Origin of the sequence: Nocardia pseudovaccinii (assembly GCF_050942345.1) — a bacterium.
Taxonomy (GTDB): Bacteria; Actinomycetota; Actinomycetes; order Mycobacteriales; family Mycobacteriaceae; genus Nocardia; species Nocardia pseudovaccinii.
Genome location: NZ_CP192074.1, coordinates 8579092 through 8592466, shown reverse-complemented (window position 1 = coordinate 8592466; position 13375 = coordinate 8579092). Strand labels below are relative to the sequence as shown.

At 65.7% G+C, this 13375-nt stretch carries 16 protein-coding genes; 8 read left to right on the top strand and 8 right to left on the bottom strand.

What is annotated here, in order from left to right; genetic code table 11:
• Positions 1 to 33: 33 nt before the first annotated feature.
• On the bottom strand, positions 34 to 1392 hold the full coding sequence (locus tag ACQPZ2_RS38825) for an FAD-binding oxidoreductase (protein WP_433522945.1): 1359 nt from the start codon (positions 1390 to 1392) through the stop codon (positions 34 to 36).
• A gap of 220 nt (positions 1393 to 1612) precedes the next feature.
• Here ACQPZ2_RS38825 and ACQPZ2_RS38820 point away from each other — a divergent pair, with 220 nt between their 5' ends.
• Together ACQPZ2_RS38820 and ACQPZ2_RS38815 are read left to right on the top strand one after the other, a co-directional pair.
• On the top strand, positions 1613 to 1924 hold the full coding sequence (locus ACQPZ2_RS38820) for a hypothetical protein (protein WP_433522944.1): 312 nt from the start codon (positions 1613 to 1615) through the stop codon (positions 1922 to 1924).
• A 45-nt stretch (positions 1925 to 1969) separates the two neighbouring features.
• A complete protein-coding gene (locus ACQPZ2_RS38815) occupies positions 1970 to 2557 on the top strand; it encodes a GtrA family protein (RefSeq protein WP_433522943.1) in 588 nt (195 codons plus the stop codon).
• Here ACQPZ2_RS38815 and ACQPZ2_RS38810 read toward each other — a convergent pair.
• From ACQPZ2_RS38810 to ACQPZ2_RS38800, 3 genes are read right to left on the bottom strand one after another with little or no spacing between them, the layout of a single operon-like run.
• Complete coding sequence (locus tag ACQPZ2_RS38810; protein ID WP_433522942.1) at positions 2456 to 3094, bottom strand: Type 1 glutamine amidotransferase-like domain-containing protein; 639 nt, start codon at positions 3092 to 3094, stop codon at positions 2456 to 2458. The genes ACQPZ2_RS38815 and ACQPZ2_RS38810 overlap by 102 nt on opposite strands.
• Before the next feature lie 6 nt (positions 3095 to 3100).
• Entirely contained in the window at positions 3101 to 3940 is an 840-nt protein-coding gene (locus ACQPZ2_RS38805; protein WP_433522941.1) for a maleylpyruvate isomerase family mycothiol-dependent enzyme, read from the bottom strand.
• A complete protein-coding gene (locus ACQPZ2_RS38800) occupies positions 3937 to 4407 on the bottom strand; it encodes an HIT family protein (protein WP_433522940.1) in 471 nt (156 codons plus the stop codon). Before ACQPZ2_RS38800 ends, ACQPZ2_RS38805 begins: the two co-directional genes overlap by 4 nt.
• Positions 4408 to 4711: 304 nt before the next feature.
• On the opposite strand from ACQPZ2_RS38800, the gene ACQPZ2_RS38795 reads away from it, so the two are divergent.
• The 3 genes from ACQPZ2_RS38795 to ACQPZ2_RS38785 are packed head-to-tail and all read left to right on the top strand — an operon-like array spanning position 4712 to position 7694.
• Positions 4712 to 5950, top strand: a complete 1239-nt coding sequence (locus ACQPZ2_RS38795) for a Re/Si-specific NAD(P)(+) transhydrogenase subunit alpha (RefSeq protein WP_433522939.1) — start codon at positions 4712 to 4714, stop codon at positions 5948 to 5950.
• The gene (locus ACQPZ2_RS38790) at positions 5950 to 6264 is read left to right on the top strand and encodes an NAD(P) transhydrogenase subunit alpha (protein ID WP_433522938.1); all 315 of its coding nucleotides are present in this window, start codon (positions 5950 to 5952) and stop codon (positions 6262 to 6264) included. Before ACQPZ2_RS38795 ends, ACQPZ2_RS38790 begins: the two co-directional genes overlap by 1 nt.
• Complete coding sequence (locus ACQPZ2_RS38785) at positions 6264 to 7694, top strand: NAD(P)(+) transhydrogenase (Re/Si-specific) subunit beta (RefSeq protein WP_433522937.1); 1431 nt, start codon at positions 6264 to 6266, stop codon at positions 7692 to 7694. Before ACQPZ2_RS38790 ends, ACQPZ2_RS38785 begins: the two co-directional genes overlap by 1 nt.
• A 47-nt stretch (positions 7695 to 7741) precedes the next feature.
• On the opposite strand, the gene ACQPZ2_RS38780 is transcribed toward ACQPZ2_RS38785, so the two are convergent.
• Together ACQPZ2_RS38780 and ACQPZ2_RS38775 are read right to left on the bottom strand one after the other, a co-directional pair.
• Entirely contained in the window at positions 7742 to 7978 is a 237-nt protein-coding gene (locus tag ACQPZ2_RS38780; RefSeq protein ID WP_433522936.1) for a hypothetical protein, read from the bottom strand.
• Between the two features lie 9 nt (positions 7979 to 7987).
• Complete coding sequence (locus ACQPZ2_RS38775; protein ID WP_433522935.1) at positions 7988 to 8542, bottom strand: TetR/AcrR family transcriptional regulator; 555 nt, start codon at positions 8540 to 8542, stop codon at positions 7988 to 7990.
• An 87-nt stretch (positions 8543 to 8629) separates the two neighbouring features.
• On the opposite strand from ACQPZ2_RS38775, the gene ACQPZ2_RS38770 reads away from it, so the two are divergent.
• Entirely contained in the window at positions 8630 to 9553 is a 924-nt protein-coding gene (locus ACQPZ2_RS38770; RefSeq protein ID WP_433522934.1) for a TIGR03620 family F420-dependent LLM class oxidoreductase, read from the top strand.
• On the opposite strand, the gene ACQPZ2_RS38765 is transcribed toward ACQPZ2_RS38770, so the two are convergent.
• Positions 9543 to 10814, bottom strand: a complete 1272-nt coding sequence (locus ACQPZ2_RS38765) for an MFS transporter (RefSeq protein ID WP_433522933.1) — start codon at positions 10812 to 10814, stop codon at positions 9543 to 9545. The genes ACQPZ2_RS38770 and ACQPZ2_RS38765 overlap by 11 nt on opposite strands.
• Before the next feature lie 141 nt (positions 10815 to 10955).
• Complete coding sequence (locus ACQPZ2_RS38760) at positions 10956 to 11804, bottom strand: SDR family oxidoreductase (RefSeq protein WP_433522932.1); 849 nt, start codon at positions 11802 to 11804, stop codon at positions 10956 to 10958.
• A gap of 81 nt (positions 11805 to 11885) precedes the next feature.
• On the opposite strand from ACQPZ2_RS38760, the gene ACQPZ2_RS38755 reads away from it, so the two are divergent.
• Positions 11886 to 12845, top strand: a complete 960-nt coding sequence (locus ACQPZ2_RS38755; protein WP_433522931.1) for an AraC family transcriptional regulator — start codon at positions 11886 to 11888, stop codon at positions 12843 to 12845.
• Between the two features lie 26 nt (positions 12846 to 12871).
• Positions 12872 to 13264 carry an acyl-CoA thioesterase gene (locus tag ACQPZ2_RS38750; RefSeq protein WP_063046742.1) on the top strand — a complete coding sequence of 131 codons (393 nt, stop codon included), beginning with the start codon at positions 12872 to 12874 and terminating at the stop codon, positions 13262 to 13264.
• The last annotated feature ends 111 nt before the right edge of the window (positions 13265 to 13375 follow it).

Sequence of the window (13375 nt, the reverse complement as noted above, 5' to 3'; positions counted from 1 at the left end):
GGTGAAACTCCTCAGCGGCTGGGAATGTTCCGTCTACAGAATCGCGCCTGGGTTGAGAATGCCATGCGGGTCGAGCGCATCCTTGATCCGGTGAGTGAGAGCCATCACATCGGGACCCAGCTGATCGGGCAGCCATGCCTTCTTCAACCGGCCGACGCCGTGTTCGCCGGTAATGGTGCCACCGAGCTCGATGGCCAGATCCATGATCTCGCCGAAGGCGCGGTGCGCGCGCTCGGTCATCGCCGCATCGGTCGGATCGTGCACGATCAGCGGGTGGGTATTGCCGTCCCCGGCATGCGCGATCACCGAAACCAGCACGTCATTGCGTGCGCCGATGGCGGCGATACCGTTGACCAGATCGGCGAGCCGCGGCAGCGGAACACCGACATCCTCGAGTAGCAGCGGCCCGATCTTCTCCACCGCCGGAATGGCGAAACGTCGTGCGGCGGTGAAGGCTTCGCCTTCCTCCGGATCCTCGGTGTGAAAAACCTCGGTGGCCCCGGCCTTTTCGCAGATGCCGACCATGATTTCGGCTTCGTGCCTGGCGAATTCGCCCGGTGCGTCGGAGCGGGCGACGAGCAGCGCGGCGGCCTCGCGATCCAGACCCATCCGCATCTCGTCCTCGACCGCGTTGATCGCGACGGCGTCCATGAACTCGAGCATGGCGGGGCGCAGGGCGCCGGTGATGCCGAGGATGGCCTCGGTGGCGGCGGTCAGCGTCGCGAAGGTCGCGACCACGGTGGCCTGCGGCGGTTGGGCGGGCAGCAGCCGCAGGGTGAGCTCGGTGATCACCCCGAGCGTGCCCTCACTGCCGACGAACATCTTGGTCAGTGACAGGCCCGCCGAATCCTTGAGACGTGGCCCGCCGAGCCGCACCACCGTGCCGTCGGCGAGCACCACCTCCATGCCGAGCACGTAATCGGTGGTTACGCCGTATTTCACACAGCACAGGCCGCCCGCGTTGGTGGCCGCATTGCCGCCGATCGAGCAAATTTCGAAGGAGGACGGGTCCGGCGGATACCACAGGCCGCGCTCGGCGACCGCACGTTTGACCTCGGCATTGAGCAAGCCGGGCTGGACCACCGCGGTGCGGGTGACCGGGTCGACGGTGATCGCGCGCATGCGTTCGGTGCTGAGCACGATGCCGCCGTCGACGGCCGTCGCACCGCCGGACAATCCGGATCCGGCCCCGCGCGGCACCACCGCGACCTTGTGTTCGTGCGCCCACCGCAACGTCGCCGCGACATCATCGGTACCGGTCGCGCGGACCACGGCCAGCGGTGTGCCGGCGCTCGGATCGCGCGCCCAGTCCTGCCGATAGCCTGCCAGCAGGTCGGGATCGGTGAGTACCGCGCCGTCGGGCAGGCGGGAGATCAGGTCATGCAGGTCCACACGACTCACGCTATACGGCGAGTACGGGCCAGGGTGAGTGGCCGACTGTAACAGCCGCGCGTCCGGTTCTCCCTGGAGGTTTGCTACAACGCGGAGCCCAACGGGATTGTGGGCCGGTCCAGTGGTGCCGGGTCCGTAGGCCGATAAGAATTCCGGACAAGGCGCCCGTTCGGGGCGCTGTCCGATTCCATCAGGTGCGCAGGCGCGCCGAGGAGGTCTCATGCAGGTCGAGTCGCCGGATTACCGTGATTTGGTCGCTGCGGTGTTCTCCTACGAAGTTCTCGACGGGGGTATCGACCCGGATTCATTGCGCCGCATCCACGCGGGCGATATCGCCGAATGGGTCACGGCACTGGATCGCTCGGGCATGTTCGGCAAGACCGTGATCGCCACCCTGACCGACGAGTGGCAGCGCAAACCCCGCCTCCTGCTCGAGGCCCTCCTGGAAGACGTCGACGACGTCACCCGCCGCCGTTGCCTCGTCGCCTGGTCCGCCCTGGACCACCGTTCGCCCCTCACTCAGATCGGCTGATCGGGATCGGGTGCCACCCGATCTTGTTTCCTGGACGATCACCTGATGGACACCTGCCGCTGGCATGCTGGCGGCGTGACGAGCACCGAGTCCCTGGTGGCGGGCTTCTCTCGCTGGTGCGAGGCCGTCGTCGCGCGGCTGCCGCTGGGGCTGAATCGCCTTGTCGCTCCGACGTTTCTCGGCTTCGCGCTGATCAACGGCTTCACCTTCGGTGTCGATCTGGCGCTGCTCACGGTGCTGCACGGCTGGCTGGGATTGCCCGTATGGCTGTCGGTCACGATGGCCTATATCTGCGCGTTCGGGCTCAGCTTCGTGCTCAATCGCACGTTCAACTTCCACTCGCACGCACCGGTCGGCAGGCAGGCCGTGGTGTACGTGGTGGTTGTCGTGATCAACTACCTCGCCTTCATCCTCGGCGTCGGCAGCGGATTGACCGCGCTGGGATTGGAATACCATCTGTCGCGGCTGCTGGCGGGGGCGTGCGAGGCGGTCTACATGTACTGCGCGATGCGCTGGGTGGTCTTTCGCGGGCTACCGCAAGATCTCGATATCGCTGCCGTCGACCACGACGACATCGTCGTCGGTGAGCGCCCAGTGCGCGATGCCCTCGGCCCGGTAGCGGGCGGCGAGTAGCGCGGCCTCACCGTCCGGATCGGTCGCGGAATCCAGATGCGGCACGATGCGATGGTCGACCAGACCCAGTCCGTCCCACCGTGGTTCGATACCGCACGCCGGTTGGACTTCGGCCGGGTCGTCGGTGGATTCCAGACCGTGCAGATCCGGGGTCAGCAGACAGGCGCCCGCGCTGTACCCGGCATATACCAGCGCGTCGGCGGCGAGTAGTTTCGGCAGTACGAAATCGGCTCCGCTGCGGGCGAATTGGGCCCGCAAGACGAAAGTGTTGCCGCCGCGTGCCCACACCAGTGGATACTGTGCCAGTGCGGCTTCCAGTTCGGTTGCGCGACCGACGAATTCGCGCAGATCCAGCACGTCGGGGGAGTAGCCGAGCTTGCGCAGCGGGATCACGTCACTGGCGACGGCACCCGCCCAGGCCGCGGGCCAGGCGTCACATGCGTTGGGAATCACCGCGACTCGGCCCGGCTCGCCGACGAGTGCGGCGAGCCGGTCGTAGTGTGCGCCGAATCGGTAGCTGGACAGGAAAAGTCGCACCGCGGCTCAGATAGTGAAGGCCAGGCTGCGCACCAGTCGGTTGCCGAGTTCCGCATCGCCGGAAATGCGGAACTCGCCTTCGTGCGCATCCACCGTGGTGCGTCCGCCACGCAGCCGGGCGAACAGGCCGGAGCCCATCCGAACCACCACGGTGGCTGGCGCGTCCAGTTCATCGACAATATTGGCGCGGCCGTCCACCGCGACGTGCAGCGTCTGCGGCAACGGGCCGGTCAGTTCGAAGGTGATGCGCGATCCGTCCGGAGCCTGCGCACCCTTCGCCACCGCCCGCCCGATGGTGGCGGTGAGTTCGCCGAAGGCCCGCTCGGCCCGCGGTCCGCCCTCGTCGACGGATACGCCGAGCGCGTCGGCGATATCGAGTTCGTGCATCCAGCAGTCGAACAGCCGCACCCGCATGAACCGGCTATAGCTGACCTTGCCGATCGGCGATACGGTCTCGGCCTGCCATTCCGCATCACCGAAGGATGCGAGCGCCGCGCGCCTGCGGTCGGTGACCTCGCGGTACAGCTCGAGCAGTCGCCTACCCGACAGCGGCCGCAATCGGTCGACCCAGATCTCGTTGAGCACACCGGTCTCGTTGCGCACATGTGGCAGCGTGGTCACATCGGTTTTGGGCCGGATCGGATCGTGCGCGGGCGGGCGTTCACCGAGCAACCAGGATTCCGTCCCGACAACGTGGGCCACCACATCGAACAGCGACCAACCCGGCAGCGGAGACGGTGTGCGCCAACGCTCTTCGTCGAGATCGGCGACGAGCGTCGCGATCGTCTCCCATTGCTCGGACAGCAGGCCGGTCAGCTCGTTCCGGTCCTGGGTCGGGTCGGTCATTCTCGCTCCTCGGCGCTGGTCTCGTCTTCGTGTGCCAATGCCGATATTCCGGCGCGGATGGCGGCCGCGGTGGACTCGAGATCGTGCGGTCGCCGCAGCAGCAGTCCTGCGGCGAAGCTCAGTTTGTCGCCGTGCCGGCGCGGTATCACGTGCAGGTGGACGTGCGCGACGGTCTGGAAGGCCGCGGTGCCGTCATTGAGCACGAGATTCGCGCCGTCCGCGGCCAGGTCGCTGCGCCTGATCGCCAGCGCGAGCCGGTGTCCGGCACGGAAAATGTGCGCTCCCGATTCGGGGTCCAGATCCACCAATTCGGATGCGTGTCGCTTCGGGATGATCAGGGTGTGGCCGCGGGCGATCGGGCGAATGTCCAGGAACGCGCACAGCGTGTCGTCCTCGTAGACCTTGGTCGCCGGGGCCTGCCCCGCCGCGATGCGGCAGAAGACGCAGTCGTTCACACCGCCGACCATACGGCGTACCGCTCACCGGGAACATACTCGGCATGACGCACGTCACTATGGGAAGGTATTGCGCCGCAGCGACCAGGATTCGAACCTTTATGTTGGTCGCGAATCCGACATAACGGCGGAATCCGGCCGCAACTTGTGACCGCCATCTCAGCTACGCTCGCCGCTAGCGATTGCTTGGCAGGTCGCTCGAAAAGATCAGCGAGCCGGGTACAGTTGCGAGGATTTGGACGAACTTACTCCAAAGTAACATCGTCCGGCCGTCGACCGGTTGCTTGAAGCTCAGCCAGAGAAGGAAGTCTGACAAGTGGAGACAACGCAGAGCGTAGGCGACCAGTCGCCGCGCGGAGCGCGTGTCGGAGTCGTTCGCGAGTCAAACGCGGGCGAGCGGCGTGTCGCATTGGTGCCCAAGATCATCCCGAGCCTGCTGAAGCAGGGCGTGGAGGTGGTGGTCGAGGCGGGCGCCGGGGTCGGTGCGCTCATTCCGGACGCGGCCTATGTGGATGCGGGCGCGACCATCGGTGATCCGTGGTCGGCCGATGTGGTCGTGAAGGTCGCTGCGCCCAGTGACACCGAGGTGGCGAAGCTGCACAGCGGGCAGACCCTGATCGGGTTCCTCGCCCCGCGCAATGCCGACAACCAGATTCCCGCGCTGAAATCGGCCGGGGTGCAGGCCTTCGCCGTGGAGGCGATTCCGCGTATTTCGCGGGCCCAGGTGATGGACGCGCTGTCCTCGCAGGCCAATGTCTCCGGGTACAAGGCTGTGCTGCTGGCGGCGTCGGAATCGACGCGGTTCTTCCCGATGCTGACCACCGCGGCGGGCACTGTGAAGCCCGCGACGGTGCTGGTGCTCGGTGTGGGTGTCGCGGGTCTGCAGGCGCTGGCGACGGCGAAGCGTCTGGGTGGCCGGACCACCGGCTACGACGTGCGCCCCGAGGTCGCCGATCAGGTGCGGTCGGTGGGTGCGCAGTGGCTGGATCTGGGGATCGATGCGGCCGGTGAGGGTGGTTATGCCCGTGAGCTCACCGATGAGGAAAAGGCGAAGCAGCAGCAGGCGCTCGAGGATGCGATCAAGGGCTTCGACGTGGTGATCACCACCGCGCTCGTGCCCGGGCGTCCCGCGCCGCGCTTGGTCACCGCGGCAGCGGTGGAGGGTATGAAGCCGGGCAGTGTGATCGTGGATCTGGCCGGTGAGACCGGCGGCAACTGCGAGTTGACCGAGCCGGGTGAGGTCGTGGTCAAGCACGAGGTGACGATCGCTTCGCCGTTGAACCTGCCCGCGACGATGCCCGAGCATGCCTCGGAGTTGTACTCGAAAAACATCGCGGCATTACTCGAGTTGATGCTGGTCGACGGAAAGCTCGCGCCGGACTTCTCCGATCAGGTGCTCGCCGATTCATGCGTCACCCGTGATTCGACCGAATCGGACGCTGCGGCCTCGGCTGGCGCGACCGAGGCGGTGGAGTCGACTGAGACTGCGGAGCCCGCTCATGTGGCGGAGTCTGGCGAGGCGACGGAGATGACCGAGGCGAAGGTGAAGAACTGATGTACACCGAACTGTTGGCGAATATCGCGATCCTGGTGTTGTCCGGGTTCGTCGGGTTCGCGGTCATCTCCAAGGTGCCCAATACCCTGCACACGCCGTTGATGTCGGGTACCAACGCTATTCACGGCATCGTCGTGCTGGGTGCGTTGGTCACCCTCGGGAACGTGCAGGATCCTTCGATCCTGACCCAGATCATTCTGTTCGTCGCGGTCGTGTTCGGAACCCTGAACGTTATCGGTGGTTTCGTCGTCACTGACCGGATGCTGGGAATGTTCAAGGGTAAGAAGGCCGCACCGGTGAAGGTGGATCAGTGATGCATACCTTCGACAATGTGACCTATCTGGTCAACGGGCTCTACATCATCGCCTTCGGCATGTTCATCTACGGTCTGATGGGTTTGACCGGCCCGAAGACCGCGGTGCGCGGCAACCTGATCGCCGCGGCGGGCATGGTCATCGCTGTGGTGGCCACCTTGATTTCGATCCGCCACACCTCCAACTGGATCCTCATCGTCGCCGGACTCGTGGTCGGTGTTGTGCTGGGTGTGCCGCCCGCGAAGTACACGAAGATGACCGCGATGCCGCAGTTGGTGGCCGCGTTCAACGGTGTCGGTGGTGGCACCGTCGCGTTGATCGCGTGGTCGGAATTCATCAATTCCCAGGGGTTCTCGCACTTCGATGAAGAACCCACGATCCATATCGTGATCGGATCCTTGTTCGCGGCGATCATCGGTTCGGTGTCGTTCTGGGGCTCGCTGATCGCGTTCGGCAAACTGCAGGAAATCCTACCCGGACGTCCGATCGGGGTCGGCAAGCTCCAGCAGCCGCTGAACCTGCTGTTGCTGCTCGGCGCGATCGCCGCCGCCGTGGTGATCGGTATCGGCGCTACCAAAGACGGTGTGCCCCAGTACTGGATGATCGCGGTGCTCGTGCTCGCCGGTGTGCTCGGCCTGATGGTGGTGCTGCCCATCGGTGGCGCGGACATGCCGGTGGTCATCTCGCTGCTCAACGCCCTCACGGGATTGAGTGCCGCCGCGGCGGGTTTGGCGCTGAACAACACCGCGATGATCGTGGCGGGCATGATCGTCGGCGCGTCCGGCACCATCCTCACCAACCTGATGGCCAAGGCCATGAACCGTTCCATCCCCGCGATCGTCGCGGGTGGATTCGGTGGCGGCGGCACCGCACCGAGTGGGTCCGGTGGGGAGCAGAAGCAGGCCAAGGCCACCTCCGCGGCGGATGCCGCGATCCAGATGGCATATGCCAACCAGGTGATCGTGGTCCCCGGCTACGGTATGGCCGTCGCCCAAGCCCAGCATGCGGTCAAGGAGATGGCGTCGTTGCTGGAGGCCAAGGGTGTGGAGGTCAAATACGCCATCCACCCCGTCGCCGGTCGCATGCCCGGGCACATGAACGTGCTACTCGCCGAGGCTGAAGTGTCCTACGACGCGCTCAAGGAAATGGACGACATCAACGGTGAATTCTCGCGCACCGATGTGGCTTTGGTGATCGGCGCGAACGACGTCACCAACCCCGCCGCGCGTGAGGACGCCTCGTCCCCGATCTACGGCATGCCGGTGTTGAATGTCGACCAGGCCAAGAGCGTGATCGTGCTCAAGCGTTCCATGAACTCCGGTTTCGCCGGTATCGACAACCCCCTGTTCTACGCCGACCACACCTCGATGCTCTTCGGCGACGCGAAGAAATCGGTCGGTGCGGTCACCGAGGAACTGAAAGCACTGTAAGCACCTCTGCATGAAAGCCCGCTTCCGCGAATGGAAGCGGGCTTTCGTCATTGCAGGTGCCGTTCGCGCGCTTCGACCGCGTCCTTGGCATCCCTCAGACTTCTGCCCGTCAGGTCGCGATAGAGCTTGATCGCGTGGATCTTCTTGCCCTGCCGAATGAGTTCGTCGATTTCGTCATAGGGTGTCGCCGGGTCCGGGCTGGGCAGACCGAGGTGCTTGATGATCATGTCGAGCTTGCGCTCGAGGTTATCGATCCGGCGCTCGAGCCTGTTGTTGTCGAACATCTCTCGAACTTACCGATTCCGACGCTGTTCGCCCGGACTACGCAGGGCATCCGTGACGAGCCGGAGCAGTCGATCCGGTTGATTCGGATCGGTGCTGTGACGTGCTCCCAGCGCTATCCCGGCAACCAGTTGGATCACATCGTCGATGCCGACATCCGCACGGATGCCGCCACTCTGCTGTGCCCTGGTGAGCAGAGCAGCGCCCGCCTGATGGACCGCCTGCCGGCAGTCGAACCCCAGGTCTACCGGTCCGGCCAGGACGGCGCCGCCGAGGCCGTGATCGGTCTGGGCGTGCACGAGTAGGGCGCGCAGCCATGCGGTGAGTGCCTCGGTCGGCTCGCGGGACTGCAATTCTTCGGCTCGGCCGCAAAGCATTTCGATCCGCTCGCTCAGCACGGCGGCCTGCAGCGCCTGCCGGTTGGGGAAGTGTCGGTAGAGAGTGCCGGGGCCGACGCCCGCCCGGCGGGCGATGTCATTCAGCGAGGCCTCCGGACCTTCCTGCGCGAATGCCGCTGCAGCCGCCTCGAGTACGCGTTCGTAGTTCCGTTGAGCGTCGACCCGCATGCGCACCCCTTGTTAACCGGAGAAGTTCTCCGCTATCGTACCGCCCAGGGAAGCGGAGAACCTCTCCGTTTTAGCGTTGGGAGCGCGATGATGATGGAGCACGAACTCGGCGGCGTCGGCATCTGGACCTTCGCATTCGACGGACAACCGGTCGGGCGGGTGCGCGAGGCCGCCGCCGAGATCGAGGAATTGGGTTACGGCGCACTGTGGTTCGGCGAAGCGTTCGGACGCGATACGGTCGGGCAGGCGTGGCTATTGCTCGGGGCTACCGAGCGAGTGGTAGTCGCCGCGGGCATTGCCAATGTGGCACTGCGGGATCCGATGGCCATGGCCACCGCCGAACGCGCACTCGGCGAGGCGTTCCCTGGTCGCTATCTGCTCGGACTCGGCGGTCAGCGAGTTGGTGGTCGCCCCATCGAGGCCGGTGGCTACACGGTTCCGTCCGGCGGCAAACCGCTGGCGCTGATGCGCGGCTATCTCGATGCGATGGATGCCGTTCCGCAGCAGGGGCCGCGGCCGGACCCGGCGCCACGGCGGGTGCTAGCCGCGCTGGGCCCCAAGATGTTGGCATTGGCCGCCGAGCGGACCTGGGGTGCGCATCCCTATCACGCACCGGTCGAGCACACCGCCGAGGCGCGGCGGATCATGGGGCCGCAGGCATTTCTGTGTGTCGAGCAGGTCGTTGTCCTCGATGCCGATCGGGCGCGCGCTCGTGAGGTCGCCAGGGCGCATATCGCGGGCTATCTGGAATCCGCGCCGCATCAGTCGGCGAATATGCGACGCTTCGGTTTCGGCGACGAAGATATCCTCGGTGGTCCCAGCTCACGGCTGGTGGATTCGGTTGCGGCGTATGGGGATATCGAGGTGATCGGCGATCGCGTTCGGCAGCACTTGGATGCCGGGGCCGATCACGTGTGTCTACACGTGCTCACCGCCGATCCGACGGAGCTACCGCTGCCGCAATGGCGTGAACTCGCCACGCTTGCCCGGGAATCAGCTGCTATCCGGTAGTCCGTTGCGGGGCAACCGCACCCGCGTAGCCACAGCAGAGCAGGACCGCGATGAGCGGAACGGCCATCGCGGTGGTGAGTGGGACCAGGGCGGTCAGCCAGCCGATAATGGAGGGGCCCGCGAGCAGGCCGAGGTAACCGAGGCTGAATACCCGCGACATATCGGTAGCCGCCGTAGTCGAGCCGAGATTTCCTGCGGCGGTGAAGATTTGCGGTATTCCGCCGGACAGGCCGAGGCCGCACATCGCCCAGCCGAGCAGCGTCAGCGGCAACCAGCCCGAGGCCATGATCAGGACCAATCCGAATGCGGCGATCAAGGTGCCGTACCGGACGACGGCGACGCGGCCGAAGGCGCCCGCGAAGCGGTCGGCGGTGAATCGGCCCGCGGTCATGGTGCAGGAGAATGCGCCGAACGCCAGTGCGGCGGTGGCATCGTCGACATCGAGGTGGTCGCGGACCTGCAGTGCGCTCCAGTCGGCGGCGACGCCCTCGGTGAGGAGTAGGGCGAAGGCGATTGCGGCCAGCGCCCAAACCTTTCGGGAGCGGTTCGGTGCGGTTGTCGACTGGGCTGTTGCGCCATCATGCGGTGTCGCTTCGGACTCACGATCGCGGTCCGTGCTTTCCGGAATGTGGTCGTGTGGGCCACTTTCCATGGGCGTATCCGAATTCGCTTCTCGTGTCGCCGATCCGGTGTCGACCAGCAGGCGTGGCACGAGCGCGGCGGTAATCGCCAACCCCGCCACCGCCGCGAGCGACAAGCTCAGGCGCACATCCCATCCCGCGCCCTGAGCCGCCGCACCCAGCAGCGAGCCGAGGAATCCGCCACCGGAGAACAAGGCGTGGAACGCCGACATGATCGGTCGGCCATAAGCCCGCTCGACGTGCACCGCTTGGGTATTCATCGAAACGTCGAGCGCACCGTTGCCGAAACCGAAGCAGGCCAACGCAATCGCCAGGCTGACCGGTCCGGTCGCCAATCCAGGGCCGAGCACCGATATCGAGACGATCGCCGCGGCGGCCGCGACCACGGTCCGGCTGCCGAATCGGTCGGCGAGCGGGCCCGCGATGCGCATGCCGACAATGCCCGCACCGGCCAGCATGAGAATGAACATGCCGAGCGTGGAATGCGCGATACCGGTCCGGTCGGTAATGGCCGGGATGTGCACTACCCACATGGCCAGTAGGAAGCCGTTCAACGCGAACACCACGAATACCGCGGCGCGTGCTATCCGTATCTGCGGATCGATCGTCGTGGTCGCCACCGATTCGACGGTACCGCGTCGACCGCGATCTCGCGGCCGCACGGGGAGCCGGTCCGGGACATCGTCGTCCGATGGCCCGGCTCCGCGGATCTCGCCATTGAGATCGGGTGTCCGTGCGGCGGTCTCATTTCCTACAACCACCTACTCGCCGGAGATGTTCCAAATTCCGGCGGCCGCAGTCTCGTCGGCGTAATCCCGGAAATCTTTCGGTTCCCGGCCGAGCGCACGCTGGACGCCGTCCGCGGTCTTGGAGTTCCGGCCGTCCAGGATCGTGCCGAAAAGGTAGTCGAGCAGGCTGACGACGTCGGCGGGAACCTGGTACTCGGTCAGTGCCGCAACGAAATCCGTGCGGGAGATCGGAATGAAGGCGACTTCGCGTCCGGTCGCCGCGGCGATCTCCGCGACGGCTTCGGCGAACGTCAACGACCTGGGTCCGGTCAGTTCGTAGAGTTCGCCGCTGTGCCCGTCCTCGGTCAACGCGGCGGCCGCGGCATCGGCGATATCGTCGGCATGCACGAACGGTTCCGGCACATCGCCATTCGGCAGTGCCACCTCACCCGCAAGCACGTACTCCAGGAATGCGCCTTCGCTGAAGTTCTGTGCGAAGAAACTGCAGCGCACGATGGTCCAGTCGAGCCCCGAACCCTGCACGATCTGCTCACACGCCACGGCCTCCGGTTCGCCGCGACCGGAGAGCAGCACGAGTTTGCGCACACCGTTGACCTTGGCCGCATTGGTGAATGCGCGGATGGTCTCGGGCGCACCCGGTACCGCCAGATCCGGCTGGAAGGCGACGTACACCGCGTCCACGCCGAACAGTGCCGGTGTCCACGTGCTGCGGTCGGCCCAGTCGAAGGGGATCTCGGCCGCGCGGGAACCGATCCGGATCGGATGACCGGCCTGCCGGAGCCGGGTCGCGACGCGGCTGCCGGTCTTGCCCGTACCGCCGGTGACGAGCATGAGACGCTGGTGGGAGGTGCTGTTTGTCATGTTTCCAGTACATCGGCGCGGCGCGCGACGAAACATAGTTCAGCGACTCGTGATCATGCGTCAGCGTCTACTGTTTGTCATGTGGATGCGCTCGCCAGTCTGCTCGAAGGTCCACGCGCCCGAGGTGCGTTCGTCATGTGTTCATTGCTCGACCCGCCCTGGTCGCTGCGCATCCAGGATCGGGCGCCGCTGACGGTGGTGTCGATGATCCGCGGCACGGCCTGGATCATGACCGACGCGGCGGGCAGTAAGCCACGGCAAGTGAGCGCGGGCGATATCGCGATCTTCCGCGGACCCGATCCGTATACGGTCGCCGACGATCCGGCCACCGCACCGCAGATCTTCATCGATCCGGGCAATATCACCAAGACCGCCGATGGTGAAATCCTTTGCGAGACATTGAGTCTCGGTGTGCGCCAGTGGGGCACCGATGCGGACGGCGCCACCATGATGGTCACGGGGACCTATGAGTCCGCGGGCGCGGCGAGTCAGCGGCTGTTGCGTGCTCTGCCGCCGGTAATCATCTTGCAGCGCGGCGATTTCGACACCCGGCTGCTCGACATCCTGGTCGACGAAGCCACCAAGGACGAGCCCGCACAGGGTGTCGTCCTGGACCGGCTGCTCGATATGGTGCTGATCGCGGCCCTGCGTGCCTGGTTCGCCCGCAATGACGCGCCCGCGTGGTATCACGCGTACAGCGATCCGCTGGTCGGCAAGGCGCTGCGGCTGTTGCAGCACAATCCGGCGCACGGCTGGACGGTCGCCAGCTTGGCGGAGGCGGTCGGGGTCTCGCGCGCCGCGCTGGCCCGCCGGTTCACCGATCTGGTCGGTGAACCGCCGATGGCTTTCCTCACCGAATGGCGGCTGGCCCTGGCGGCCGACCTGCTGCAGGAATCCGATGCCACCATCGAATCCATTGCCCGCCAGGTCGGCTACGGCAGCGCGTTCGCGCTGAGCACGGCATTCAAACGTCACTTCGGTGTGAGTCCGCGCGACCACCGGCAGGGCGGCACCCCGGCTGAGCTATCGTCGGCCGGGTGACCCAGCAGTATCCAGTCCTCTGGCCGATGCCGACCCGGTGGGCCGATAACGACCACTACGGCCACGTGAACAACGTGACGTACTACTCGTACTTCGACACTGCGGTCAATGCCTGGCTCATGCATGCCACCGGCACGGATATCCGCGAACTGCCCGCCCTCGGCGTGGTCGCCCAGACCTCCTGCCAGTACCACGGCTCGCTCAGCTTTCCGGACCAACTCCAGGTAGGCCTGCGCATCTCCCGCCTCGGCCGCTCCAGCATCACCTACGACCTGGCCATCTTCCGCGAATCCGAAGATGGTCTGGAACTGGCCGCGACGGGCGCCTTCGTCCACGTCTACGTAGACAACGAAACGCGCAAACCAGTAGAAATCCCCGAAGTAATCCGCACCGCCGCAACAGCCCTGGTCACCGACTGAACCTGCCGGGCGCCGAAGGCATAGCTAACCGCACTCCATTGGTGACTTCGTTCCAGATTCCCGGCACGGCGGCGTGAACCCCGCGCTGTCGGACCTCCCGGTGCGGAAGGT

Excerpts from the sequence above, each read along its gene's own strand:
- ACQPZ2_RS38820 (WP_433522944.1), top strand. The coding sequence starts at position 1,613 with ATGCAGGTCGAGTCGCCGGATTACCGTGATTTGGTCGCTGCGGTGTTC.
- ACQPZ2_RS38815 (WP_433522943.1), top strand. The coding sequence starts at position 1,970 with ATGGACACCTGCCGCTGGCATGCTGGCGGCGTGACGAGCACCGAGTCC.
- ACQPZ2_RS38805 (WP_433522941.1), bottom strand. The coding sequence starts at position 3,940 with ATGACCGACCCGACCCAGGACCGGAACGAGCTGACCGGCCTGCTGTCC.
- ACQPZ2_RS38800 (WP_433522940.1), bottom strand. The coding sequence starts at position 4,407 with ATGGTCGGCGGTGTGAACGACTGCGTCTTCTGCCGCATCGCGGCGGGG.
- ACQPZ2_RS38790 (WP_433522938.1), top strand. The coding sequence starts at position 5,950 with ATGTACACCGAACTGTTGGCGAATATCGCGATCCTGGTGTTGTCCGGG.
- ACQPZ2_RS38785 (WP_433522937.1), top strand. The coding sequence starts at position 6,264 with ATGCATACCTTCGACAATGTGACCTATCTGGTCAACGGGCTCTACATC.
- ACQPZ2_RS38780 (WP_433522936.1), bottom strand. The coding sequence starts at position 7,978 with ATGTTCGACAACAACAGGCTCGAGCGCCGGATCGATAACCTCGAGCGC.
- ACQPZ2_RS38775 (WP_433522935.1), bottom strand. The coding sequence starts at position 8,542 with ATGCGGGTCGACGCTCAACGGAACTACGAACGCGTACTCGAGGCGGCT.
- ACQPZ2_RS38770 (WP_433522934.1), top strand. The coding sequence starts at position 8,630 with ATGATGATGGAGCACGAACTCGGCGGCGTCGGCATCTGGACCTTCGCA.
- ACQPZ2_RS38760 (WP_433522932.1), bottom strand. The coding sequence starts at position 11,804 with ATGACAAACAGCACCTCCCACCAGCGTCTCATGCTCGTCACCGGCGGT.
- ACQPZ2_RS38750 (WP_063046742.1), top strand. The coding sequence starts at position 12,872 with ATGCCGACCCGGTGGGCCGATAACGACCACTACGGCCACGTGAACAAC.